The sequence below is a fragment of the Streptomyces sp. NPDC001220 genome, assembly GCF_053597895.1.
The window spans coordinates 323,296-348,263 of the sequence record NZ_JBSFJE010000001.1; the positions used below are offsets into that span (position 1 = coordinate 323,296).

Annotated in this window: 21 protein-coding genes; 13 read left to right on the plus strand and 8 right to left on the minus strand. The window is 71.5% G+C overall.

Features of this window, described 5'->3' with window-relative positions; all coding sequences use genetic code 11:
- The first annotated feature begins 74 nt into the window (after positions 1 to 74).
- On the plus strand, positions 75 to 2,117 hold the full coding sequence (locus tag ACWDGI_RS01605) for a cell wall-binding repeat-containing protein (RefSeq protein ID WP_450754248.1): 2,043 nt from the start codon (positions 75 to 77) through the stop codon (positions 2,115 to 2,117).
- Here the strand turns inward: ACWDGI_RS01605 and ACWDGI_RS01610 are convergent.
- A complete protein-coding gene (locus ACWDGI_RS01610) occupies positions 2,095 to 3,288 on the minus strand; it encodes a class I SAM-dependent methyltransferase (protein ID WP_450754250.1) in 1,194 nt (397 codons plus the stop codon). The two genes, ACWDGI_RS01605 and ACWDGI_RS01610, sit on opposite strands and share 23 nt — an antisense overlap.
- Positions 3,289 to 3,378: 90 nt before the next feature.
- On the opposite strand from ACWDGI_RS01610, the gene ACWDGI_RS01615 reads away from it, so the two are divergent.
- The 4 genes from ACWDGI_RS01615 (at position 3,379) to groL (ending at position 7,369) form a co-directional block, all read left to right on the plus strand.
- Positions 3,379 to 4,272 (plus strand): polysaccharide deacetylase family protein, encoded by an 894-nt coding sequence (locus ACWDGI_RS01615; RefSeq protein WP_450754251.1) that lies wholly within the window; start codon positions 3,379 to 3,381, stop codon positions 4,270 to 4,272.
- Positions 4,269 to 5,072, plus strand: a complete 804-nt coding sequence (locus ACWDGI_RS01620) for a polysaccharide deacetylase family protein (RefSeq protein ID WP_450754253.1) — start codon at positions 4,269 to 4,271, stop codon at positions 5,070 to 5,072. The genes ACWDGI_RS01615 and ACWDGI_RS01620 overlap by 4 nt, the downstream gene beginning before the upstream one ends.
- A 244-nt stretch (positions 5,073 to 5,316) precedes the next feature.
- Positions 5,317 to 5,625: a co-chaperone GroES gene (gene groES, locus ACWDGI_RS01625; protein WP_066995800.1), complete on the plus strand. Its 309-nt coding sequence runs from the start codon at positions 5,317 to 5,319 to the stop codon at positions 5,623 to 5,625.
- A gap of 118 nt (positions 5,626 to 5,743) precedes the next feature.
- A complete protein-coding gene (gene groL, locus ACWDGI_RS01630) occupies positions 5,744 to 7,369 on the plus strand; it encodes a chaperonin GroEL (protein WP_450754255.1) in 1,626 nt (541 codons plus the stop codon).
- 403 nt (positions 7,370 to 7,772) lie between these two features.
- On the opposite strand, the gene ACWDGI_RS01635 is transcribed toward groL, so the two are convergent.
- The 3 genes from ACWDGI_RS01635 to ACWDGI_RS01645 form a co-directional block, all read right to left on the minus strand.
- Positions 7,773 to 8,480 carry an ester cyclase gene (locus ACWDGI_RS01635; RefSeq protein ID WP_450754257.1) on the minus strand — a complete coding sequence of 236 codons (708 nt, stop codon included), beginning with the start codon at positions 8,478 to 8,480 and terminating at the stop codon, positions 7,773 to 7,775.
- 76 nt (positions 8,481 to 8,556) lie between these two features.
- Entirely contained in the window at positions 8,557 to 9,330 is a 774-nt protein-coding gene (locus ACWDGI_RS01640) for an SDR family NAD(P)-dependent oxidoreductase (protein WP_450754259.1), read from the minus strand.
- Between the two features lie 97 nt (positions 9,331 to 9,427).
- A complete protein-coding gene (locus ACWDGI_RS01645) occupies positions 9,428 to 10,096 on the minus strand; it encodes an MOSC domain-containing protein (protein ID WP_450754261.1) in 669 nt (222 codons plus the stop codon).
- A gap of 79 nt (positions 10,097 to 10,175) precedes the next feature.
- On the opposite strand from ACWDGI_RS01645, the gene ACWDGI_RS01650 reads away from it, so the two are divergent.
- Positions 10,176 to 11,075: a LysR family transcriptional regulator gene (locus tag ACWDGI_RS01650; RefSeq protein WP_450754263.1), complete on the plus strand. Its 900-nt coding sequence runs from the start codon at positions 10,176 to 10,178 to the stop codon at positions 11,073 to 11,075.
- 73 nt (positions 11,076 to 11,148) lie between these two features.
- Here ACWDGI_RS01650 and ACWDGI_RS01655 read toward each other — a convergent pair whose 3' ends face one another.
- The gene (locus ACWDGI_RS01655) at positions 11,149 to 11,478 is read right to left on the minus strand and encodes a WhiB family transcriptional regulator (protein ID WP_351693561.1); all 330 of its coding nucleotides are present in this window, start codon (positions 11,476 to 11,478) and stop codon (positions 11,149 to 11,151) included.
- Positions 11,479 to 11,859: 381 nt separating this feature from the next.
- Here ACWDGI_RS01655 and ACWDGI_RS01660 point away from each other — a divergent pair, with 381 nt between their 5' ends.
- The 4 genes from ACWDGI_RS01660 to ACWDGI_RS01675 all read left to right on the plus strand — a co-directional run bounded on the left by ACWDGI_RS01660 (position 11,860) and on the right by ACWDGI_RS01675 (position 16,221).
- Positions 11,860 to 12,471: a response regulator transcription factor gene (locus ACWDGI_RS01660; RefSeq protein WP_003948568.1), complete on the plus strand. Its 612-nt coding sequence runs from the start codon at positions 11,860 to 11,862 to the stop codon at positions 12,469 to 12,471.
- 277 nt (positions 12,472 to 12,748) lie between these two features.
- Positions 12,749 to 13,336: a sigma-70 family RNA polymerase sigma factor gene (locus tag ACWDGI_RS01665; protein WP_351693558.1), complete on the plus strand. Its 588-nt coding sequence runs from the start codon at positions 12,749 to 12,751 to the stop codon at positions 13,334 to 13,336.
- 152 nt (positions 13,337 to 13,488) lie between these two features.
- The gene (gene guaB, locus ACWDGI_RS01670) at positions 13,489 to 14,991 is read left to right on the plus strand and encodes an IMP dehydrogenase (protein ID WP_450754266.1); all 1,503 of its coding nucleotides are present in this window, start codon (positions 13,489 to 13,491) and stop codon (positions 14,989 to 14,991) included.
- Positions 14,992 to 15,096: 105 nt separating this feature from the next.
- Positions 15,097 to 16,221, plus strand: a complete 1,125-nt coding sequence (locus ACWDGI_RS01675; RefSeq protein ID WP_360487563.1) for a GuaB3 family IMP dehydrogenase-related protein — start codon at positions 15,097 to 15,099, stop codon at positions 16,219 to 16,221.
- A gap of 70 nt (positions 16,222 to 16,291) precedes the next feature.
- Here ACWDGI_RS01675 and ACWDGI_RS01680 read toward each other — a convergent pair whose 3' ends face one another.
- Positions 16,292 to 16,870, minus strand: coding sequence for a hypothetical protein (locus ACWDGI_RS01680; protein WP_450754268.1), 579 nt, complete (start codon positions 16,868 to 16,870; stop codon positions 16,292 to 16,294).
- Between the two features lie 141 nt (positions 16,871 to 17,011).
- Positions 17,012 to 18,220 carry a nucleotide sugar dehydrogenase gene (locus ACWDGI_RS01685; RefSeq protein WP_450754270.1) on the minus strand — a complete coding sequence of 403 codons (1,209 nt, stop codon included), beginning with the start codon at positions 18,218 to 18,220 and terminating at the stop codon, positions 17,012 to 17,014.
- 290 nt (positions 18,221 to 18,510) lie between these two features.
- Between ACWDGI_RS01685 and ACWDGI_RS01690 the strand changes: the two genes are divergently transcribed.
- Positions 18,511 to 20,217 (plus strand): glycerol-3-phosphate dehydrogenase/oxidase, encoded by a 1,707-nt coding sequence (locus ACWDGI_RS01690; protein ID WP_450754272.1) that lies wholly within the window; start codon positions 18,511 to 18,513, stop codon positions 20,215 to 20,217.
- Between the two features lie 200 nt (positions 20,218 to 20,417).
- Here the strand turns inward: ACWDGI_RS01690 and ACWDGI_RS01695 are convergent, their stop codons facing one another.
- Positions 20,418 to 21,461 (minus strand): serine hydrolase domain-containing protein, encoded by a 1,044-nt coding sequence (locus tag ACWDGI_RS01695; protein WP_450754274.1) that lies wholly within the window; start codon positions 21,459 to 21,461, stop codon positions 20,418 to 20,420.
- A 169-nt stretch (positions 21,462 to 21,630) separates the two neighbouring features.
- On the opposite strand from ACWDGI_RS01695, the gene ACWDGI_RS01700 reads away from it, so the two are divergent.
- A complete protein-coding gene (locus ACWDGI_RS01700) occupies positions 21,631 to 23,706 on the plus strand; it encodes a serine/threonine-protein kinase (RefSeq protein ID WP_450755254.1) in 2,076 nt (691 codons plus the stop codon).
- A 136-nt stretch (positions 23,707 to 23,842) separates the two neighbouring features.
- A partial coding sequence (locus ACWDGI_RS01705) for a protein kinase (RefSeq protein WP_450754276.1) occupies positions 23,843 to 24,968 on the plus strand: 1,126 nt, incomplete at its 3' end.

Below are 24,968 nucleotides of genomic sequence, written 5' to 3' on the forward strand. Positions count from 1 at the left end.
AACTAGTTGGTCACTACAGTGACCCGGCCCCTGTGCAGGGGCTGTACAGACCATGGGGGGTCGACAACTTGAGAATGTTCACGCGCCGCCGTGCGGCGGCGCTCGCGACCGCGGCCGTACTGGCCGCGACGGGCACCCTGGCGCTCGCGCCGGGCGCCGTCGCCGACGACGCCGGCAGCTGGCCCGGCACCGAGGGCAAGATCCTCGTCGACGGGGGCATGCTGATCGACCCGGCGACGGGCGGAACCACGCAGATTCCGGGCGTCGGCGGCGACTACGCCGCCTGGGCGCCGGACGGCAGCCGGCTGGTCACCAGCGCGGGCCAGATCTCCAGCTACCGTCCCAGCGGCTCCACCAAGATCACCCTTCCCTGGGCGGCCGGTGTGCGCTCCAGTGCCGTCTACGAGGACCTCGCCTACGGCTGGAGCGGCCGGTACGTCGTCTTCTCCACCGCGGGCCAGCTCGTCTACGGCCCCTCGGACGGGTCGTGGGCCCCCGAGCCGCTGCTCAGCAGCGCCCTGGAGCCGTCCACCGTCTGCGACACCCACCCGACGGTGAACCCGGCGTCGGGTCTCGTCGCCTTCCAGCGCAACGTCAACTACGGCTGCTACGACAACGCCGGCGTCTACGTCTACGACTCGGACGCGAAGACGGTCAAGCGCGTCCTGACCGACGCCGAGCAGCCCGACTGGTCGCCCGACGGCACCAGGCTGGCCTTCGTCCGCAAGGACACGGACGGCAACTACCAGGTGTTCACGGCGAACGCGGACGGCACCGGCGTCAAGCAGCTGACGACGGGGCCGCGCTCGTACGCCAACCCGTCCTGGTCGCCGACCGGCACCCGGATCGTCTTCGACGCGCACACCTCGCCCGACAGCGGCGATGTGCACACCATCGAGTACGCGGACGTGGCCACCGGCGAGCTGACCAAGGTCGCGGACACCGCCGGACAGAACTTCAGCGTCAATCCCAGCTGGCAGCCGGTCCGCAAGAACTCCACCGCCCGGGTCTGGGGCGCCGACGCGAACGGCACGGTCATCGCCTCCTCGCGCTGGAGCTGGAACACCGTCGGCCAGAGCGAGCCGGGCCTGCTGGACGCCAAGTCGGCCGTGCTGCTCAACCAGGACGACTCGGCCGACGCGCCGACCGCCACCGCCCTCGCCGGCAAGCGGCAGGGCCCGGTGCTGACGACCGTGAAGACCGGCCTGTCGACGGCGGTGAAGAACGAGCTGAAGCGCACCCTGAAGAAGGGCGCGAACGTCTGGATGGTCGGCGGGACCTCGGTCCTCACCACCAACGTCTCCACTCAGCTGAAGTCCCTCGGCTACGTCCCGAAGCGGGTGTCGGGCACCGACCGCTACGACACCTCGGTCAAGGCCGCGAGGACGGTCACGACCAGCCCCTCGTACGTCTTCCTGGCCAGCGGCACCGACTACCAGGCGGCGCTCCCGGCGGCCGCCGCGGCCGGCGCCGAGGGCACCGGCAGCACCGGCAGCGTGGTCCTGACCAGCGGCAAGTCGCTGACGTCGGCGGTGAAGTCGTACCTCAACAGCCTCAACCCGGCCAAGACCATGGTCATCACGGTCGGGTCGGACGCGAAGTACGCGCTGACCCACGCGTCGTTCTCCAGGTGGCCGTCGACGTACTACTACTACCCGGTCACGGGGGCCAACAGCGAGGCGCTGTCGGTGGCCGTCGCCAAGTTCTGGTGGACCACCCCCGGCCAGGCCGCCGTCGCCTACGCCGGCTCCTGGCGGGACGGGGTCTCCGCGGGCTCGGCGATGAACGTCTACGGGCCCGTCCTGTGGACCTCCAGGCCCGCCCTGTCCGACGAGGTCAAGAGCTATCTGCTGCGCGAGTCCGCCGGTACCCAGGCCGTGATCGCCTTCGGCGACACCGGCTCGGTGACGGCGGGCGCGCTGAACACGGCCGGCTCGTCGATCAGCGCGAGCGGCAACGACTTCGTGTACCGGCCGTACTTCAACGGCGTCGCCTCGGCCGCGCGCACGTTCGCGCTGCGCACGGACGCCGGTGACCCCGTCTCGGCCGCGACCAAGTCCGCCCGTCCGGCCGCCGGGCCGAACCTGGGCACGCTCAGGACGGCCCAGCACCAGTAGCCGGCCGCGCGGGGGCGCCGACGAGCATGGTCGGCGCCCCCGCCACCCGGGTGAGGAACACGGTCGCCGCGTTCGGTCCCTGCGGCTTGACCTTCCTGCGCAGCTCCTCCGGCTCCACGGCCGAGCCGCGCTTCTTCACGGTCAGCGTGCCGACCTCGCGCTCGCGCAGCAGCGCCTTCAGCTTCTTGACGTTGAAGGGGAGCCGGTCGGTGATCTCGTACGGCGTAGCCCAGGCGGTGGCGCGCAGCGCGTCGGCGGTGATGTACGCGATCGTCGGGTCGACGAGCCCGCCGTCCAGCTCCTCGGCCGCCTCGGCGACCAGATGGGCGCGGATGACGGCGCCGTCGGGCTCGTACAGGTAGCGTCCGACCGGCCGGACGGCGGGGTCGGGCAGGCCCCGGCCGAGCAGCGTGCGCGGGCCGGGCAGCAGGGTGGCGCGGACCGCCCCGGGCGCCGTCCCGAACCACAGCACCGCCTCCTTCACGTCGCCCGCGTCCGACATCCACTCCGCCTCGGCGTCCGCCGGGACCGCCTCGTGCGGGACGCCTGGGGCGATCTTCAGCGCGGCGGCGCGCGAGGCACCGCGGGCCGCCTCGATCGCCCAGGACAGGGGCGGCGAGTAGGCCTCCGGTTCGAAGATGCGGCCGCGGCCGCCGCGCCGGGCCGGGTCGACGAACACGGCGTCGTAGCCGGCCGTGTCCACCTCCGTGACGTCCGCCTCCCGGACCTCGATCAGGCCGGCCAGCCCCAGCGCGTCCGCGTTCGCCCGCGCCGCGGCCGCCGTCGCCGGGTCCCGGTCCACCGCGAGCACCCGGATCCCGGCCCGCGCGAGCGCGATCGCGTCGCCCCCGATCCCGCAGCACAGGTCGGCGACCGAGGTCACCCCGAGCGCCGTCAGCCGCTGCGCCCGGTACGAGGCGACGCTCGCCCGCGTCGACTGCTCGACCCCGTTCGGCGTGAAGAACATGCGGTCCGCGTCCGCCTCCCCGAACTTCGCCGCCGCCCGCTGCCGCAGCCGGGCCTGGGTGAGTGCCGCCGACACCAGCTCGGCGGGGTGCTCGCGGCGCAGCCGGGTGGCCACGGCGAGTTCGTCGGCGGGCGCGGTGCCGCGCACCTCGGCGAGGAGGGCGCGGCCCTCGGGGGAGAGGAGGGGGGCGAGGACGTCGTTCACCGGGTCATTGTCGGCCAGTCGGTGGATGGTTCGCCTCCGGCGGCGGTGTCGGCGCCGGTTCCGGGGGAGGGCCTGGAAGGATCCGACGCCATGCGAGTAGTCGTACAAAATGACAAAAACGGGTTGAAGGCGGGCGCGGCGGGCCTGCTGGCCGTGGCCGCCCTGATGTCCGGCTGCGCGGGGCCGGACACCGGCTCCACCGCCCGTCCCGCCGCCGGTCAGCAGCCGCCCCGGGCGGCGCCCGCCCCCGCCCCCGACTCCCACGCCGCCCTGGTCGCCGCCGCCAGGCGCTGGGGCCTGGACGCGGTCCCGCTGCGGCCCCCGGCCCCGCCGAAGGTGAAGCCGAGGATCACCGCGCGCGACGGCTTCGAGGTGGACGGGCAGGTGGAGGACGACCTGCCCCCGGTCTTCACCACGATCCCGACCAAGCGGAAGGTCGTCTTCCTGACCATCGACGACGGCTCGAACAAGGACCCGCGGTTCCTCCGGATGATGAACGACCTGCGGATCCCCTACACCGCCTTCCTCAGCAACTACCTCGTCAAGGACGACTACGGCTACTTCCGCACGATGCAGTCCGAGGGCCACACCCTCAACAACCACACCCTGACCCACCCCTATCTGCCCGGCCTCTCCTACGAGGAGCAGAAGGACGAGATCTGCGGCATGCAGGCGATCATGAAGAAGCAGTTCGGCAAGGCGCCGACGGTCTTCCGGCCGCCCTACGGCAACTACAACGGCGACACCCTGCGCGCCGCCAAGTCCTGCGGCATCAAGTACGCGCCGATCTGGGACGAGGAGGTGTTCGTCGACCACTGGGAGTACCGCGAGTGGGACCGCGGCCTGCACCCCGGTGACATCGTGCTCACGCACTTCAGGGGCACGGACGACTGGGACGGCACGATGGTCGACGACATGCGCCGCTTTCTGAACAAGGTCACCCGCGAGGGCTATGCGGTGGCGCGCCTGGAGGACTACCTGTGAGCCGGCCGAGGGCGACGGCCGCGCTGCTGACCGCCGCCCTCCTCCTGGCGGGCTGCGCCCAGTCCGTCGACCCGATCGAACGGCTGGGCAAGAAGGCCGCCGACCGGGTACGGCCGCACGGCCCGGCCGGCGAACAGCCGTACCGCCACTGGGGCCTGACCGCGCCGCTGCTCCCGGCCCCGCACCCACCGCTCCACCCGCTCGCCCTCCACACGAGCCTCCCCCCGGTCGTCGACCACGTCACCACCACCGACAAGGTCGTCTTCCTCACCTACGACGACGGTGCCGAGAAGGACCCCCGGTTCGTGGACATGGTCCGTGAACTGCGGCTCCCGGTGAGCATGTTCCTCACGGACAGCGTGGTCGGCCCCGGCTACGGCCACTTCGCCCGCCTCCAGGAGGTCGGCGCGAGCGTCCAGAACCACACCCTCGACCATCCGGCCATGCCCGGCCTGCCCTACGCCGGCCAGCGCGCCGAGATCTGCGGCCAGCAGGAGAAGCTGAAGTCCCGCTTCGGCATCCGCCCCCGCCTCTTCCGCCCGCCCTACGGCACGTACGACACCACCACCCTGCGCGCGGCGGCCGACTGCGGGGTGGCGGCAGTGGTCCTGTGGCGCGCGGCGATGACGGCCGACGGCATCGCGTACCGCCGCGGTGAGAAGCGGCTGGACCCCGGCGACATCGTCCTGGTCGGTCCGGACGAGGCCACGGGCCTGACCCTGCGCGAACGCACGACCCGCCTGCTCCACCGGGTCCAGGAGAGCGGCCTGACGGTGGGGCGGCTGGAGGACTACCTGTAGGACCGGCGGCAGCCCCAGGGGCGGTCACCGCGGCTCCGGCCACCCTTTTTTCGGCGCCGCGCCGCGGGCAATTGGCACTCCGCTTGACCGAGTGCTAATCGCGGTCATAGTCTCGGCTCTGGCACTCGGCAGATGAGAGTGCCAACAACGCGACGGGCAGGTCCGGCACCCGCGACGACGGATCCACCTGGTCGCCACCTCAGACAGTTAACCCCGTGAGATCTCCGAAGGGGGAGGTCGGATCGTGACGACCACCAGCTCCAAGGTTGCCATCAAGCCGCTCGAGGACCGCATCGTGGTCCAGCCGCTCGACGCCGAGCAGACCACCGCCTCTGGCCTGGTCATCCCGGACACCGCGAAGGAGAAGCCCCAGGAGGGCGCTGTCCTCGCCGTGGGCCCGGGCCGTTTCGAGAACGGCGAGCGCCTGCCGCTCGACGTCAAGGTCGGCGACGTCGTGCTCTACAGCAAGTACGGCGGCACCGAGGTGAAGTACAACGGCGACGAGTACCTCGTCCTCTCGGCTCGCGACGTGCTCGCGATCATCGAGAAGTAGTTCACCCCAAGCACATTCTGCTTTGAGCTGCGCCCCTGGCCCCCGCGACCTTATGAAGCCGGGCGTCAGGGGCGCGGTTCGTTTCACCCACGTTTTCCGAGAGGGCTGAACCGCTCCCATGGCGAAGATCCTGAAGTTCGACGAGGACGCCCGTCGCGCCCTCGAGCGCGGCGTCAACAAGCTTGCCGACACGGTCAAGGTGACGATCGGCCCCAAGGGCCGCAACGTCGTCATCGACAAGAAGTTCGGCGCCCCCACCATCACCAACGACGGTGTCACCATCGCCCGCGAGGTCGAGATCGAGGACCCGTACGAGAACCTCGGCGCGCAGCTGGTGAAGGAGGTGGCGACCAAGACCAACGACATCGCGGGTGACGGTACGACCACCGCCACCGTGCTGGCCCAGGCGCTCGTCCGCGAGGGCCTCAAGAACGTCGCCGCGGGTGCCTCCCCGGCCGCCCTGAAGAAGGGCATCGACGCCGCCGTCGCCGCCATCTCCGAGGACCTGCTCGCGACGGCCCGCCCGATCGACGAGAAGTCCGACATCGCCGCCGTGGCCGCGCTGTCCGCCCAGGACCAGCAGGTCGGCGAGCTCATCGCCGAGGCGATGGACAAGGTCGGCAAGGACGGTGTCATCACCGTCGAGGAGTCCAACACCTTCGGTCTGGAGCTGGACTTCACCGAGGGCATGGCCTTCGACAAGGGCTACCTGTCGCCGTACTTCGTGACGGACCAGGAGCGCATGGAGGCCGTCCTGGAGGACCCCTACATCCTCATCAACCAGGGCAAGGTCTCCTCCATCGCGGACCTGCTCCCGCTGCTCGAGAAGATCATCCAGGGCAACGCCTCCCGCCCGCTGCTGATCATCGCCGAGGACGTCGAGGGCGAGGCGCTCTCCACCCTCGTCGTCAACAAGATCCGCGGCACCTTCAACGCGGTCGCGGTCAAGGCCCCCGGCTTCGGCGACCGCCGCAAGGCGATGCTGGAGGACCTGGCGATCCTCACCGGCGCCACGGTCATCTCCGAGGAGGTCGGCCTCAAGCTCGACCAGGTCGGCCTGGACGTGCTGGGCTCCGCCCGCCGTGTCACGGTCACCAAGGACGACACCACGGTCGTCGACGGTGCCGGTGACTCCGGTGCCGTCACCGGCCGCGTCGCCCAGATCAAGGCCGAGATCGAGAACACCGACTCCGACTGGGACCGCGAGAAGCTCCAGGAGCGCCTCGCGAAGCTGGCCGGCGGCGTGTGCGTGATCAAGGTCGGCGCCGCCACCGAGGTGGAGCTGAAGGAGAAGAAGCACCGTCTGGAGGACGCCATCTCCGCGACCCGCGCCGCGGTCGAGGAGGGCATCGTCTCCGGTGGTGGCTCCGCGCTCGTCCACGCCGCGAAGGTGCTGGAGGGCGGCCTGGGCAAGACCGGCGACGAGGCCACCGGTGTCGCCGTGGTCCGCCGCGCGGTCGTCGAGCCGCTGCGCTGGATCGCCGAGAACGCCGGCCTGGAGGGCTACGTCATCACCTCCAAGGTCGCCGAGCTGGAGAAGGGCCAGGGCTTCAACGCCGCCACCGGCGAGTACGGCGACCTGGTCAAGGCCGGCGTCATCGACCCGGTCAAGGTCACCCGCTCCGCCCTGGAGAACGCGGCCTCCATCGCCTCCCTGCTTCTGACGACCGAGACCCTGGTCGTCGAGAAGAAGGAAGAGGAGGAGCCGGCGGCCGGCGGTCACTCCCACGGCCACTCCCACTGAGGCAACGCCCCAGTAGCCGAAGAAGCCCCCGTCCCCGGTCGTCCGCCGGGAACGGGGGCTTCGCCCCTCGCGGGTACTTCCTACTGTCGTACCACTTCGCCGGTCGTACTACTCCACGACAGCTGCCGGTTCAGGTCTCCGGCGGTCCAGCGCTCCGACCGGTTCAGTCACTTCTGCAGCGCGAGTCCAGCGCGCCGACCGGTTCCGCTCACTGCCGCAGCGAGTCGAGCGCGCCGACCGGTTCCGCTCAGTTCTGCAGCGAGTCGAGTGCGCCGACCGGTTCCGCTTAGTGCCGCAGCGAGTCGAGTGCGCCGACCGGTTCCGCTCAGTTCTGCAGCGAGTCGAGTGTGCCGACCGGTTCCGCTCAGTGCCGCAGCGAGTCGAGCGCTCCGACCGGTTCCGCTCAGTTCTGCAGCGTGTCCAGTGCTCCGAGCCGGTCCATCAGCCCGAGCCGGTCGTACTGCAACCAGCCCTCGGTCATCTTCCCGGCGGCGTCGAAGCGGTGGATCGTCGTCCCGGCCATGGTGACCTGCCGGCCGGTGTTCGGCATCCCCATGAACGCCGCCCGCTGCACACCCGTCCAGAGCCACCTGGTGCACACCCGGTCGCCCTGGGAGATCTGGTCCTCGATGAGGAACGAGAAGTCGAAGGCCTCCCGCCACATCTCCAGCTTGCGGCGCATCGCGTCCATGCCGATGGTGTCCTGGCCCTCGACCGGATCGTGGTCGTGGTAGTCCTCGGTGATCAGGCCGTCCAGCGGAACCAACGGGCCGGGCGCGGCGATCGTCTCGAAGAACCGCCGCGCGGTGTCGGCGTACCACCGCTCGTCGCGCACCACGTCCAGATCCGTGAACGTCGGCATCCCCTCGCAGAGTGCCAGCATCTCGTTGAGGACCTGGTCGGTCTCCGGCCGGTTGGAGTTCCGCATCGCCTCCTCGTACGAGGGGAACTCCACGATCTCGACGACGTGCGACGCGTCGGAGCGGTCCTTGCCGACCACCGCGTGCGTCGCCGTCCGCTTTCCCTTGGCCTGCGTGACCCACCTGTCCATCAGCCGGTCCATCTCGGCCGGCCTGCTGGTCCTGCACTCGATGAGCTGTACGAACGTCATGCCGCCGCCTCCGGCCCCCCTGGGTCCGGTACCGTCACGCCCATTTTCCCACCGGCGGCAAGCGGCACCACAGCCGTCACTGCGGCCCGTACTTGCGTCCCGTCCTCGAGGTGATGCCGCCGAGCAGCCCGTGCGGCGCCACCTTCGCCAGACCGGTCAGCACCTTGTACCGCGGGTCCGGGATCGACAGCGACTTGCCGCGGGCGAGGTCGGCGAGCGCCGCCTCGACCAGCTTGTCGGCGTCCAGCCACATCCAGTCCGGGATGTTGTCCGTGCCCATCCCGGCCCGCTGGTGGAACTCGGTGCGCACGAAACCGGGCGCCAGCGCCATCAGGCGGACGCCGGTCCCCGCCAGGTCGCGCGCCGCGCCCTGGGTGAACTGGACGACCCACGCCTTCGAGGCCCCGTAGGTGCCCCGGGGCACGAAGGCCGCCACCGAGGCCACGTTGACGACACCGCCGCGCCCGCGCTCCCGCATCGCCTCGGCCGCCGCCGAGGTCAGCCGCAGCACCGCCTCGCAGTGCACCTTGAGCATCTTCAGCTCGTCGGCCATCGAGACGTCCAGATAGCGGCCCTTGTTGCCGAAGCCCGCGTTGTTGATCAGCAGGTCGACCGGGTTCCTGCGGTCGCCGAGGCGGCCGGCGACCGACTCGATGCCGGTGTCCTCGGCGAGGTCGGCGGTGAGCACCTCCGCCTCGATGCCGTGCCGGTCGTGCAGCTCGGTCGCCTGCTCGCGCAGCCGTTTGGTGTCCCGCGCCACCAGGACGAGGTTGTGCCCGTCCGCCGCCAGCCGCCGCGCGAACGCGGCGCCGATCCCCGCGGTCGATCCCGTAATCAGAGCCGTTGTCATGGCCCAAGGGTAGTTACCCGGACTGACGGCGTCCGCTGCGCGCACCAGCTCTCCCGAAGGGTGAAGCGCCGGTGAACGACCCGGGAGTGACGGCCGTTCAGTCCTGCCTTGCGGCCGCGTACTTCCGGGCCAGTGCCAGCGCCTCCGGGTGCAGCGCCTCGCCCGCCGCGAGGATTCGCGGCAGCAGTTCCCGCTCGGTGGTGGTCGCGCGGAACTCCATCGCCGCCGTCACCCCGTGGGCCGGCCGGTGCACGATCTCGATCGGGTCGCCGGCCCGGATGTCGCCCGGTTCGATCACCCGGAGGTAGGCACCGGACGCACCCTTCCGCGTGAACCTCTTCACCCATCCCCGCTCGCCCAGATGGCCCTGGAAAGTGCGGCACGGGATGCGCCCGGAGGTGACCTCCAGTACGACCCCGGAACCGATCCGCCAGCGCTCGCCGATCAGCGCGTCGGACACGATCAGCCCGTTTGTCGTGAGGTTCTCACCGAAGCAGCCGTTCGGCAGCGGGCGGCCGAGCTCCTTCTCCCAGGCGTCGAGGTCCTCGCGCGCGTAGGCGTACACCGCCTGGTCGTCGCCGCCGTGGTGGCGCAGCTCGCACACCGCGTCCCCGGCCAGTCCGCTGCCCGCGACCCCCTTGGGCCCGGGCGCCTGTACCCGCACCGGGCCGTCCACGGGGCGCTTGTCGATACCGGTCACGCCGTCCTTCTGGTCCGTGTGGGGCGACGGCGTCGGAATTCCGAGGTTCACCGAGAGAAGCTCCATGGTCCGAAGGTACGGGACCCTGCTCAAAGCGTCGACGCATTATGAGGTGCGCTGTCCAAGCCCGCCTTATGCTTCAGGAGTGATAGAGGCCCGTCATCTCCGCGTCCTGCGCGCCGTCGCCACCACCGGATCCTTCTCGGCGGCGGGGCGTGAACTGGGCTGCACCCAGCCCGCCGTCAGCCAGCAGATGAAGGCCCTGGAGACCTCCGTGGGCACCCCGCTGCTGGTGCGCAACGGCCGCGAGATGCGCCTGACCCAGGCCGGCGAGGCCCTCGTGCGGCACGCCTCCGGGATCCTCGCCGGGCTCACCGCCGCCGAGGAGGAGGTCGCCGCGATCGCCGGCCTGCGCGCCGGCCGGGTCCGTCTGGTCTCCTTCCCGAGCGGCAGCTCCACCCTGGTCCCGACGGCGCTGGCCGCCCTGCGCGCGGCCCACCCCGGCACCCGGGTCTCCCTGGAGGAGGCCGAACCGCCGAAGTCCGTGGAGCTGCTGCGCGCGGGTGACTGCGACATCGCGCTGGCCTTCCGCTACGAGGGCGCGGCGGGCGCCGAGGAGTGGGACGACCTGGTGGTGCGGCCGTTGCTCACGGACCGGCTGGTCGGCCTGCTGCCCGAACGGCACCGGCTCGCACGCGCGGAGTCGGTCGCGCTGGGGGAACTCGCCGACGAACCCTGGATCGCGGGCTGCCCGCGCTGCCGTGGACAGCTCGTCCAGGCGTGTGGGAACGCGGGCTTCACGCCCCGCATCGACTTCGCCACCGACGACTACCCGGCCGTGGTCGGCCTGGTCGGCGCCGGTCTTGGCGTCGCGGTACTGCCCCAGCTGGCGATCGAGTCGGTACGCCCGAGAGGCGCGCGCACGGTGGCGCTGGAACCCGCGGTGGTGCGGGAGATCGTCGCCCTCACCCTGCCCGACCTGGCACAGGTACCGGCGGTGGCGGCGACGCTGGAACAGCTGGGCCGGGCGGCCCAGCGGGCCTAGGGGCGACGGGCGGCCCGATCGGCAGCGGTTAGAAGAAACGTTCTTTCAGGCGTGTGCGGGGGAGTCGGTTCTTTCAGGTGTGCGGGAGGGGGTCGCCGCTGGTCGTCGAGGCCGACACCAGCCTGTTGCGCGCCCTCCCCATGAGCTCTTCGCGCTCGTCCTCGGTCAGGCCGCCCCAGACGCCGTACGGCTCGCGGACCGCCAGCGCGTGCGCCGCGCACTCCGCGCGGACCGGGCACCTCATGCAGACCTCCTTGGCCGAGTTCTCACGGGCACTCCGAGCCGCCCCGCGCTCGCCCTCGGGATGGAAGAAGAGCGAGCTGTCGACCCCACGGCAGGCAGCCAGGAGCTGCCAGTCCCACAGGTCCGCGTTCGGTCCGGGAAGGCGGGAGAAATCTGCCATTACGTGACCCCTTGTAGCCGTTCTGGGCGGATACGGTGCCAACGACCGTACATCTCCGGTCTAGAGAGATGAAAATATGACTCATTGCGAATCTAGCCCCAGACACCGTGAAACGGGAAGAAAAAGGTCTAAATGGGGCATTGGATGTGATGAAAAGTTGAGGGTCTGACGTCCATGTCTGCACCGTGTCCGCGCCCTCACGTAGAGTGCCGAAGACGGCAGGCAGCCCCGTAACTCTTTCGAGTGACCGTCGTTGAGAGTGCGGAGGCGGTTGAAACAACAAGCGCTCGGGCAGGCGTCCGAGACGGTCGACCGCACAGGTGACGATTCCGTACCAGCCTGGAGGCTCAAGGTGACGCGCATCAGCTGCGGAGGGCGGTCATGACATCCGTCCTCGTCTGCGACGACTCCCCGCTTGCCCGAGAGGCGCTGCGCCGCGCGGTGGCGACCGTGCCCGGCGTCGAGCGCGTGACCACGGCGGCCAACGGCGAGGAAGTCCTCCGCCGGTGGGGCGCCGACCGCTCCGACCTGATCCTGATGGACGTGCGCATGCCCGGACTGGGCGGCGTCGAGACCGTGCGCCGGCTGCTCTCGGCCGACCCCGGCGCGCGCATCATCATGCTCACGGTCGCCGAGGACCTGGACGGGGTGGCCCTGGCCGTCGCCGCCGGTGCCCGCGGCTACCTGCACAAGGACGCCTCGCGCGCGGAGCTGCGCGCGACCGTCACCCAGGCGCTCGCGGACCCCACCTGGCGGCTGGCGCCCCGCCGGCTCCGCTCGGCCGAGATGGGCGCCGCGCCCACCCTCACCGCGCGCGAGATCCAGGTCCTGGAAGGCATGAGCCACGGCCGCTCCAACGCCGAGATCGGCCGGGAGCTGTTCCTCTCCGAGGACACCGTGAAGACCCATGCCCGGCGCCTGTTCAAGAAGCTCGGTGCCTCCGACCGCGCCCACGCGGTGGCCCTCGGCTTCCGCTGGGGACTGGTCCGTTAGCAGGGCGGTGAGCTGCGCCGCAGCGGGATCGCGGACCGACCGGACGCCCCCGCCTACCCCACGGTGGGCGGGGTCCGCAAGGCGGAGCGCCGGACGCCTGCTGCTCGTTTCGGCGCCGATGCCGCATCCTTGAGGTGTGGAGTCTCTCGGGGACGAGTCGTTCGAGCGGAAGGGGAGGGCGCAAGGGATGAGCTCTGGCGCACCTGCTCATAACGCTTCGGTGCACAACGACGGACGCGGTGCCACACCGCCGACGGCAGCAGGGCACGATGGACCGATGCGCGACGACGAGGCGGTCACCGCCATAGGGACGATCGGCGCTCTCGTCCACCGCGCCGTCGACGGGGACGAGCAGGCCACGCACGACCTGCTCGCCCATGTCCACCCGCTCGCGCTGCGCTACTGCCGTACGCGCCTGTCCCGCCTTCCGGGCGACGCCCGGCACTTCGTGGAGGACCTGGCCCAGGAGGTCTGCGTGGCGGTCCTCCTCGCGCTGCCCCGCTACCGCGACACCGGCCGCCCCTTCGAGGCCTTCGTCTTCGCCATCGCCTCCCACAAGGTCGCCGACCTGCAGCGGGCCGCGATGCGCCATCCGGGCTCCACGGCCGTCCCCTCCGACGAGATGCCGGAACGCCCCGACGACTCCCTCGGCCCCGAGGAGCGGGCGCTGCTCAGCAGCGACGCCGAATGGGCCAAGAAACTCCTGGCCAACCTCCCCGAGAACCAGCGCGAACTCCTTCTCCTGCGGATCGCGGTGGGCCTCACCGCCGAGGAGACGGGCCAGATGTTGGGAATGTCACCGGGCGCCGTCCGGGTCGCCCAGCACCGAGCCCTGAGCCGGCTGCGCGCACTGGCGGAGCAGTAGCCGCACGGTTCGCCACCCCCGATGAACAGGTGTGCGCTCGTTTCCGTACGAACATACGAAGCCTCAAGCTGAGTCGTACCGTGGAATTTGGGGCCTGTGCTTCCCGTTAGCATGGACATCCGCACCGTTCAAGGCCATTTGGGGAAGGTGTCATGACTGCCAACGTCGACGGAGTGCCCGGAAAATTCGCGACACTCGGGCTTACCTACGACGACGTGCTGCTGCTGCCGGGCGCATCCGAGGTGCTCCCGAACGCGGTCGACACCTCGTCCCGCATCTCCCGCAACGTCCGGGTCAACATCCCGCTCCTGTCCGCGGCGATGGACAAGGTGACCGAGTCCCGCATGGCGATCGCCATGGCCCGTCTCGGCGGCGTCGGCGTGCTGCACCGCAACCTGTCGGTCGAGGACCAGGTCAACCAGGTCGACCTGGTCAAGCGGTCCGAGTCCGGCATGGTCACCGACCCCATCACGGTGCGCCCGGAGGCGACCCTCGCCGAGGCCGACGCCCTGTGTGCCAAGTTCCGGATCAGCGGCGTGCCCGTCACCGACCCGGCCGGCAAGCTGCTCGGCATCGTCACCAACCGCGACATGGCCTTCGAGAGCGACCGCTCGCGCCGCGTGCACGAGGTCATGACCCCGATGCCGCTGGTCACCGGCAAGGTCGGCATCTCCGGCACCGAGGCCATCCAGCTGCTGCGCAAGCACAAGATCGAGAAGCTGCCGCTGGTCGACGACGAGGGTGTCCTCAAGGGCCTGATCACGGTCAAGGACTTCGTCAAGGCCGAGAAGTACCCGAACGCCGCCAAGGACGCCGAGGGCCGCCTGCTCGTCGGCGCCGCCGTCGGGGCCAGCCCCGAGGCCCTGGAGCGGGCCCAGGCGCTCGCCGAGGCCGGCGCGGACTTCCTGGTCGTCGACACCTCGCACGGCCACAACAGCAACGCCCTCAGCTGGATGTCGAAGATCAAGTCGAGCGTGGACGTCGACGTGATCGGCGGCAACGTCGCCACCCGCGACGGCGCCCAGGCGCTCATCGACGCCGGTGTCGACGGCATCAAGGTGGGTGTGGGCCCCGGCTCCATCTGCACCACGCGCGTGGTCGCCGGCATCGGCGTCCCGCAGGTCACCGCCATCTACGAGGCCTCCCTCGCGGCCCGCCCGGCCGGCATCCCGCTGATCGGCGACGGCGGTCTGCAGTACTCCGGTGACATCGGCAAGGCGCTCGCCGCCGGCGCCGACACCGTGATGCTCGGCAGCCTGCTGGCCGGCTGCGAGGAGTCGCCCGGCGAGCTCCTCTTCATCAACGGCAAGCAGTTCAAGTCGTACCGCGGCATGGGATCGCTCGGCGCGATGCAGTCCCGCGGCCAGGGCCGGTCGTACTCGAAGGACCGCTACTTCCAGGCCGAGGTGGCCTCCGACGACAAGCTCGTGCCCGAGGGCGTCGAGGGCCAGGTGCCCTACCGCGGCCCGCTCTCCAACGTGCTGCACCAGCTCGTCGGCGGACTGCGCCAGACCATGGGTTACGTGGGCGCCGCCACCATCGAGGAGATGGAGTCCAAGGGCAAGTTCGTCCGCATCACCTCCGCGGGCCTCAAGGAGAGCCACCCGCACGACATCCAGATGACGGTCGAGGCGCCGAACTACAGCCGCAAGTAGTCACCACGGCCTTTCCAGGGCGGTCCCGGACACACCGGGGCCGCCCTTGCCGTACCCGTCGGCGATACTGGAAGACGCTGAAACGAAGAGGGAAAGGCCACAGACGTGACTGAGATCGAGATCGGGCGCGGCAAGCGCGGCCGCCGGGCGTACGCCTTCGACGACATCGCCGTCGTCCCCAGCCGCCGTACGCGGGACCCGAAGGAGGTCTCGATCACCTGGCAGATCGACGCCTACCGCTTCGAGCTGCCGTTCCTGGCCGCCCCCATGGACTCGGTCGTCTCCCCGGCCACCGCCATCCGCATCGGTGAGCTCGGCGGCCTCGGCGTGCTCAACCTCGAAGGCCTCTGGACCCGGCACGAGGACCCGCAGCCGCTGCTCGACGAGATCACCGGGCTGCCCGCCGAGCAGGCCACCCGCCGGCTCCAGGAGATCTACGCGGCCCCCATCAAGGAGGAGCTGATCGGCGCGCGCATCAAGGAGGTGCGCGACTCCGGCGTGGTCACGGCGGCCGCGCTCTCCCCGCAGCGCACCGCCCAGTTCTCCAAGGCGGTCGTGGACGCGGGCGTGGACATCTTCGTCATCCGCGGTACGACGGTCTCGGCGGAGCACGTCTCGTCCTCGCACGAGCCGCTCAACCTGAAGCAGTTCATCTACGAGCTCGACGTCCCGGTGATCGTCGGCGGCTGTGCCACCTACACGGCGGCCCTGCACCTGATGCGTACGGGCGCCGCGGGCGTCCTCGTCGGCTTCGGCGGCGGCGCCGCCCACACCACGCGCAACGTGCTCGGCATCCAGGTCCCGATGGCCACCGCGGTCGCGGACGTGGCGGCGGCCCGCCGTGACTACATGGACGAGTCCGGCGGCCGGTACGTCCACGTGATCGCCGACGGCGGTGTCGGCTGGTCCGGCGACATCCCCAAGGCGATCGCCTGCGGTGCGGACGCGGTGATGATGGGCTCCCCGCTCGCCCGTGGGACGGACGCGCCCGGCAAGGGCCACCACTGGGGCATGGAGGCGGTCAACGAGGAACTGCCGCGCGGCAAGAAGGTCGACCTCGGCACGGTCGGCACCATCGAGGAGATCCTCACCGGCCCGTCCCACACCCCGGACGGCTCGATGAACCTCTTCGGCGCGCTGCGGCGGGCGATGGCCACCACCGGCTACAGCGAGCTGAAGGAGTTCCAGCGCGTCGAGGTGACGGTGGCGGACAGCCAGCACAAGCGGTAGGACCCGCAGGACGGGCGAAGGGCCGGACACCCGGTTGGGGTGACCGGCCCTTTCGCATGCCGCGAACCCGTCAGGCGGCGGCCTTCCTGGTGCCCGAGAACGCCGCCCACCCGGCGATCGCGAAGAAGAGGAAGGTCAGCGGGTCGGCCTCTTCCTTCCAGGCGTCCTGGACGGCGCCGAAGTGCTGGAAGAACACTTCGGAGAAGCTCATGTCGAGCTGGTCGGCGCCGATCATCGCCTCGCCGACCAGCTGGCCGAGGTAGACGGAGCCGAGTGCGAGGAGGGTGCTGACCACGGCGAGCAGCGGGTTGCGGCCGCCGAGCCTGCCGGCCGCGAGGCCTATGACGAAGCCGACGCCGACGGCCGCCCAGCCGATCTCGTGCTTGGTGAGGCCGATGACCATGCCGTAGAGAGCGGCGGCGGCCACGGCCGCGACGACGGCACCGATCACGCCGAGGGCGACATTGCCCCGGGGCGGCGCGGGCGGCGCCGCAGGCGGGGGTACGGCGCCGGGCTGGGCGGCGTACGGCGCGGGCGGCTGCTGCCGGGCGAACGGGTTGCCGTCGGCCGGCTGCGGCGGAAGCTCCGGCGCCGACTGGGGCTGCAGCGCCGACTGGGGCGGCGGCGGTGGTGGAGCTGACTGGCTCATGACAGGAAATCCCCCCTGGTGGATCACCGCGCGAACAGCGAGGTGAAAAGACGTGCGCACACCTGTGCGACGAGCGAGGGGAGACTAACAGGAGCCTGTGACAACGCTCCTGGCGATTTCTCCGCGGCCGCGGAGCAGGGCTCAGAGCCGGTGCGCCGCCCCCGTCGGTGTCGCCCCCCGGGTGTCGAGCAGCAGCTGCGCCTTCACCGACAGGCCCTGCAGGTCGTACGTCCGGTGCTGCTGGACGAGGATCGTCAGATCGGCGTCGGCGGCCGCCTCGTAGAGGGAGTCCGCGCGGGGCACCGGGCGGTCCAGGACGTTCCAGGACGCGATGTGCGGGTCGTGGTAGCTCACCGAGGCCCCCAGTTCCATCAGCCGGATCGCGATCTCGCGGGCGGGCGTGGCCTGCTGGTCGGCGAGGTCGGCCTTGTAGGTGACGCCGAGCAGCAGCACGCGCGCGCCGCGGGCCGACTTGCCGTGCTCGTTGAGCAGGGCGGCGGCGCGCTGGACGACGTATCCCGGCATCCGGTTGTTGACCTGCTGGGCCAGTTCCACCATGCGCAGGCCGCGGCCGGCGGCGCCGGACAGGTCCTGGGCGACCCCGTGGCCGCCGATGCCGGGGCCGGGGCGGAAGGCCTGGAAGCCGAACGGCTTGGTCTCCGCGCAGCGGATGACGTCCCACAGGTCGACGCCCAGGTCATGGCAGAGGACGGCCATCTCGTTGACGAGGGCGATGTTGACGTGCCGGAAGTTGGTCTCCAGGAGCTGCACGGTCTCGGCTTCGCGCGGACCACGCGCGCGTACCACCTTGTCGGTGAGCCGGCCGTAGAACGCGGCCGCCGACTCCGTGCACGCCGGGGTGAGGCCGCCGATGACCTTGGGGGTGACGGCCGGGGTGAAGTCGCGGCTGCCGGGATCCACCCGGCTGGGCGAGTAGGCGAGATGGAAGTCCCGCCCCGCGCGCAGGCCCGAGCCCTTCTCCAGCAGGGGCCGCAGGAAGTCCTCCGTCGTCCCCGGGTGGACCGGCGACTCCAGGATCACCGTGGTGTGCGGGCGCAGCCGCTCGGCCAGGGTGCGGGCCGCGGCCTCCACCCGGCTCAGGTCGAGCCCGCCGTCGGCGCCGCGCGGGGTCGGCGCGCAGATCACGGCCGTCCGCACCCGCCCCAGTTCGGCCGGGTCCTTGGCCACCCGGAAGCCCCTCGAGAGCATCCGGCGCAGCTCGGCGGGGCTGAGCGAGCCCGCCTCGGGACCGGTGGCGTACCCGATCGTCGGGATGCCGGCGGCCACGGCGGCCTGGGCGAGGGGCAGGCCGAAGGGACCGAGTCCCATGACGGCGAGGTCTGCGGGCATGGCGTGGGCCGTCCTTCCCAGTAACCGAAGCGGGACAGGTGCGCAAGCCCTGTGGACAGGATGAGCGAAGCGCAATGTCAGACTAGGAGTAAATATGAACGTTATGTGGGATTGTGTACGTGTGTCTTCCGGGGGTTCGGTGAGCGTTGTCCACAGGCTGGGGGCGCGTGGTGGCTGAAGTCGGCCAACGCGGTCAGACTTTGGGCATGGGCCGCGCCCGCCGGGTGTGGCCGATGCGACCGACGACCGACGACGAGCCATGACGCATGGCGGCAGAGCGGGAGGCAGCGGTGAGGACAGCGACACTGGGGCCCAAGCAGCGGGCGGAGTCCTTGGCGGCCATGGCCGAGCGCGAGCTGGACGTGCTGGTCGTGGGCGGCGGAGTGGTCGGCACGGGAACCGCGCTGGACGCGGCCACCCGGGGCCTGAACACCGGCATCGTCGAGGCCCGTGACTGGGCGTCCGGGACCTCCAGCAGGTCCAGCAAGCTGATCCACGGCGGCCTGCGCTATCTGGAGATGCTCGACTTCGCCCTGGTCCGCGAAGCCCTCAAGGAGCGCGGCCTGCTCCTGGAGCGGCTCGCCCCGCACCTGGTCAAGCCGGTGCCGTTCCTCTACCCGCTCCAGCACCAGGGCTGGGAGCGGCTGTACGCGGGCTCGGGCGTCGCGCTCTACGACGCGATGTCGATGGCCCGCGGGCACGGCCGGGGCCTGCCCGCCCACCGTCACCTGAGCCGCCGTCACGCCCTGCGTGTGGCGCCCGCTCTGCGCAAGGACGCCCTGGTCGGCGCGATCCAGTACTACGACGCCCAGATGGACGACGCCCGCTATGTGGCCACCCTGGTGCGCACGGCGGTCTCCTACGGCGCGAAGGCGGCCAACCGCGCGCGCGTGACCGGGTTTCTGCGCGAGGGCGAGCGGGTCGTCGGGGCCCGGGTGCAGGATGTCGAGGGTGGCGGGGTGTACGAGATCCACGCCCAGCAGGTCGTCAACGCGACCGGTGTGTGGACCGACGACACCCAGGCGATGGTCGGCGAGCGCGGCCAGTTCCACGTCCGTGCCTCCAAGGGCATCCACCTGGTCGTCCCCAAGGACCGCATCCACTCCACGACCGGCCTGATCCTGCGCACCGAGAAGTCGGTCCTGTTCGTCATCCCCTGGGGCCGGCACTGGATCGTCGGGACGACCGACACCGACTGGGACCTCGACAAGGCCCACCCGGCCGCCTCCAGTGCCGACATCGACTACCTGCTGAACCACGTCAACTCGGTGCTCGCGGTGCCGCTCTCGCGCGACGACGTCCAAGGGGTGTACGCGGGGCTGCGCCCGCTGCTGGCCGGCGAGTCCGACGCCACCAGCAAGCTGTCGCGCGAGCACACGGTCGCGCATCCGGTGCCGGGGCTCGTGGTCGTCGCGGGCGGCAAGTACACGACGTACCGGGTGATGGCCAAGGACGCCGTCGACGAGGCGGTGCACGGGCTCGACATGCGGGTCGCGGAGTGCGTCACCGAGGACATCCCGCTGATCGGCGCGGAGGGCTACCGGGCGATGTGGAACGCACGGGCCCGGATCGCCGCCCGCACCGGCATCCACGTCGTGAGGGTCGAGCACCTCCTCAACCGGTACGGCTCGTTGGCGGAGGAGCTCCTCGACCTCATCGCCGCCGACCCCGCCCTGGGCGAGCCGCTCTCGGCCGCCGACGACTATCTGCGCGCCGAGGTCGTCTACGCCGCCTCCCACGAGGGCGCCCGCCATCTCGACGACGTCCTCACCCGCCGCACCCGCATCTCCATCGAGACCTTCGACCGGGGCACGCGCAGCGCCCGCGAGGCCGCCGAACTGATGGCGCCGGTCCTCGGCTGGGACAAGGACCAGATCGAGCGGGAGGTCGAGCACTACGAGAAGCGGGTGGAGGCGGAACGGGAGTCCCAACTCCAGCCGGACGACCTGACGGCGGACGCGGCCCGCCTGGGAGCCCCGGACATCGTGCCGCGGTAGGCCTCCCTCCGCGGTCCGGCGGGCCTGCCGTGCGGCGGGCCGGCCGTCGGGTGGGCCACTGCACGTTCGGCACCGCCGGACGCCGCTGTCGGAGCCGAGCAGCGCTGCGGCGCGACGAAAAGACCTGCCCCTGACCGACCGTCCGACCGCACCCGATCGAGGGACCCGGGGTCGGGATCTTCCCCCGGCCCCCGGCCGTTCTACCTACTGCGGGGGCAGAACTCGGCCGTGAGCAGGGCGGGTTCGAGGGCCGGGTCCGCGACCGCCGTCGTGTTCGCGCGGAACGTGAGGACATGCCGGCCGCCGACCGGGGCGGCACTGCGCACATAGCTGCCGGCGATCCGGCCGTTGTGCCCCCACACCGTGATCCCGCACGACAGCTTCACCGGAAAGATCCCCAGGCCGTACGCCCCATGTGCGGCACGGGTGCTGAGCATCTCGCGCAGCCAGTGCGGGGGCAGCAGTTCGCCGCCCAGCAGCGCCGCGTAGAAGCGGTCCAGGTCGTCGAGCGTGGTCACCAGCTCACCCGCGGCGCCGGCCACGCGCGGGTCGACTTCGGTGATGTCGGATCCGTCGGCGGCGTAGGCACGGCCGTGCGGCGCGGGCAGCGAGGCTCTGGCACCCGGGAAGGACGTGCCCGTCAGGCGGAGGGGAGTGATGATGCGGCGCCGTGCCTCGGTGGCGTACGAGTGACCGGTGACCCGGCGGATGACCATGCCGAGGACGACGTAGTCGGTGCTGGAGTACGAGTAACGGCCGAGGCCGGTCGAGGGGAGGGCGAGCGAGACGCGTACGGCCTGAAGCGAGGTCAGGGGGACGGCCCCTCGGGTGACCTCGGTGAAGTCGGCGAGCCCGCTGGTGTGGCTGAGCAGGGCGCGCAGGGTGATCCGCCGCCCGTCGGTGTCCCGTCCGCGCAGCACCCCCGGCAGATGACGCTCCACGGGATCGGACAGGGACAGCCGGTGCTCCGCGGCCAGTTGCAGGACGACGGTGGCGATGAAGGTCTTGGTGATGCTGCCGGCGCGGAAGTGGTCGGTACGGGCGATCCCCGGGCCCGCGGACGCGTAGCGGACGTCGTCGCCGTCGCGGTCCAGGAGTGCCGCGGCGGGTGCCCGGCCTTTGGTGACGAACTGTGACAGGAGCGGGTCGGTGGCCTCCGCCGAGGTCGCCGAACCGGCCGCCGCGGGTGCCAGCAGCAGGGCAAGAGAGACCGGTATGGACACCAGTGTCCGAAGCGTGGGCATCCGGATTCCTCCCTTGTCGCGGCCCATCATCCCGGCTTGCGTGACGCCCTCGTCACCGGGGGTTCCGATCGGCCGCCCCGATGCGCGGTCAGGGGCACCCTGGGCGTCGGGCACTTGTCGGGTGAGGGACAATGAAGGCTCTGTCAGGGCGGGTTGCATGAGGGGACGCATGTCGGAGGCGGAGCGGGCGGGTACTTCTCGTCGGGAGACTCGTCAGGACAACAGTGAGCGTCTTCTCGCCGGGCGGTACCGGCTGGGGCGAGTGCTTGGCCGCGGCGGCATGGGCACGGTGTGGCGCGCCGAGGACGAGACCCTCGGTCGGACGGTGGCCGTCAAGGAGCTGCGGTTCCCGTCGAACATCGACGAGGAGGAGAAGCGGCGCCTGATCACGCGCACCCTGCGCGAGGCCAAGGCGATCGCCCGGATCCGCAACAACAGCGCGGTGACGGTCTTCGACGTGGTCGAGGAGGACGACCGGCCCTGGATCGTGATGGAGCTGGTCGAGGGCAAGTCGCTGGCCGAGGTCATCCGGGAGGACGGCCTGCTCAAGCCCCGGCGCGCGGCCGAGGTCGGGCTCGCGATCCTGGACGTGCTGCGGTCGGCGCACCGCGAGGGCATCCTGCACCGGGACGTGAAGCCGTCCAACGTGCTGATCGCCGAGGGCGACGGCCGAGTCGTGCTCACCGACTTCGGTATCGCCCAGGTCGAGGGCGACCCGTCGATCACCTCCACCGGCATGCTCGTCGGCGCCCCCTCCTACATCTCCCCGGAGCGGGCCCGCGGTCACAAGCCCGGCCCGGCGGCCGACCTGTGGTCGCTCGGCGGCCTGCTGTACGCGGCGGTCGAGGGCGCCCCGCCGTACGACAAGGGGTCGGCGATCGCCACGCTGACCGCGGTGATGACCGAACAGCTGGAGGAGCCCAAGAACGCGGGGCCGCTCAGGGACGTCATCTACGGTCTGCTCACCAAGGACCCGGCCCAGCGGCTGGACGACGCCGGCGCGCGGGCGATGCTCAACGCGGTGATCAGCGCGCCCGAGGAACTGCCCGTCGATGCCACGCGGGTCGTGCCGCTGCCCCCGCAGCCGGACGCGCCGCAGGAGGAGAAGGGCACCACGCCCAGGCGGGGCGAGGAGGCCGGGGAGAAGCTGCGCGGGGCGCTGCGGTCCGTGCGGAAGGCCGCGGGAGCGGCGAGCGCCGCGTCCGCGACCCGGTCGAAGAGCGCCGCCGCCGAGGCGGGCGCCGCCAAGGCCGGCCCGGTCGCGACCGGCTCGGGCTCGGTTTCCGGTTCGACGGAGGCCGCACGTCCCGCCGCCGGTCCCCTCGCCGGTGCCGCCGCCGGCGGGGCCGGTGCGGGCAGCGGCTCGACGGGGGCCAAGTCCGCCGCCGGCAAGGCGAGTTCCGGGTGGCCCGTGGTGCCGCCGCCGGATCTGGACCTGGCGCCCCGGACCGTGCCCCGGGCCCCGCTCACGGACGTGGTGCCGAAGCGGACCCTGGTGATCATCGCCGTGGTGGTGGTGCTCGCGGTGCTCGGTACGGTGCTCGCCCTCACGCTGGGCGGCGGCGGGGACGACAAGGGGAGTGGCAAGAGCGGCGGTTCCAAGGCGGTGGCCACCTCGGGGGCGAGCGCGAAAGCGAGCGCGAGTTCCGGTTCGGGATCCGGTGGCGGGTCCTCCACCAAGGAGGACACGAGCGGCGGCAAGCAGGCGGACGGCGACTCCGGGGCAGCCGCGACCTCGGGGAACTCCGGGGACACCGACGCATCGGACGACGACGGTTCCTCGGCGTCGAACTCCAGTGGCAGTGACGGTGACAGCGCCTCGGCGGTCCAGACGTACAACGGCCAGGGGTACTCGATCGGGCTGCCCAAGGGCTGGAAGTTCCAGACCGGCAGCTCCGCCGGGGACCGGTTCACCGGGCCCGACGGACAGAAGCTGCTGATCGGCCAGACGAGCACGCCCAAGGACGACCCGGTGGCGGACTGGAAGAACCAGGAGCGTTACATGGTGCGCTCCCAGTACCGGAAGATCCGAATAGCGGCGGTGAGCTACCGCGGCTGGAACACGGCTGACTGGGAGTTCACCTACGTGGACGGCGGTACCGAGTACCGGACCGTCGACCGCGGGTTCGTCGTCAGCTCGAACCAGGGGTTCGCGCTGATGTACACCGCGAAGGCCGCCGACTGGAGCAGTGAGCTGCGCGAGGACACCTGGAAGACGCTGACGGCGAGCTTCGAGCCGAAGTGACAAATTCGCATCCCCTCAATACGAATTGCCTCCGGCACGTATCGTGAGTGGTTGCGGACCGTACGCATCCAGGTAGGTATGCGGAACGGGCCGCGAAACGAGCGGATTTGACCACCGGGCGGCCGGGGGAGGCAACGTGGACGACTACGCGGGTCGGGTGCTCGCCGACCGCTACCGCCTGCCCCTGCCCCCCTCCGACGAGTACGAACACACCGAGACCCGGGCCTTCGACACCTACAGCGGGCAGGAAGTGTACGTCCGGCAGGTGCCGTTGCCGGAGGTCGTCGAGGCGGAGGTGCTCGACGCGGAGGGGCTGCCCGACGGTTTCACGGCCCGTGACCGCGGCGCGCGTCGGCCACCGGCCGCCCGCACCGCGACACGCCGGCCGAGCGACCCCGCGGTGCGCCGCGCCGTGGAGGCCGCGCAGGCCGCCGCCCGGATCCCCGACCATCCCCGGCTCGACCAGGTCTTCGACGTGTTCGCCGAGGGCGGTTCGCTCTGGATCGTCAGCGAGTTCGTGGCCGCGCGGTCGCTGGCGACCCTGCTCGCCGAGCGGCCGCTGACGCCGTACCGGGCGGCCGAGGTCGCCTCCGACGTGCTGATGGCGCTCCGGGTGCTGCACGCGCACGGCTGGGTGCACCGCAACATCACCGCCCGCACGGTCCTCGTCTGCGACGACGGCCGCGTGTTGCTGACCGGCCTCGCGGTCGGGGCGGCGGAAGAGGCGCTCTGCGGGTACGACCCGGTGCCCGCCCCGGAGGGAGAGGGCGGCGCGGAGGCCGACGGCCGTCGGCGTGCCGGGCAGGCGGAAGGTTCCGCCACATCCGGCGGTCCGGCCGGTCCCGGAGGCTCGGGGGCCCTCGCTGCCGGGGGCATCGGAAGCATCGGTGGTGCGTCGGGTGGTACGACCGGCGCGCGGACGGCGCCCGGTGTGGCGGAAGTGGATCCCGAGGCCGCCCGGCGCGCCGCCATCCAGGCCCGGGCCGCCGGCGGTTTGCCGGGGGCCGGGCCCGAGGAGGGCTCGGGCGGTACCGGTTCGGGTGCGGTGGAGCGGCGGGCGTTGGAGACCGGTGGGGACATCCGGGCCGCGCGGGCCGGGGCGATCGCCGCGTACCGGGCGGGGGCCAGGGCCGCGGCCCGGGTCCAGGAGGCCCAGCAGAACGGCCGGGCCGCGCTTCCCGGCGCCCGGCCACCGGCCGACGGCGACACCACACCCCCCGCCCCGCAGTCGCCGTATGGGCCGGGGCAGGCCAATGGCGCGG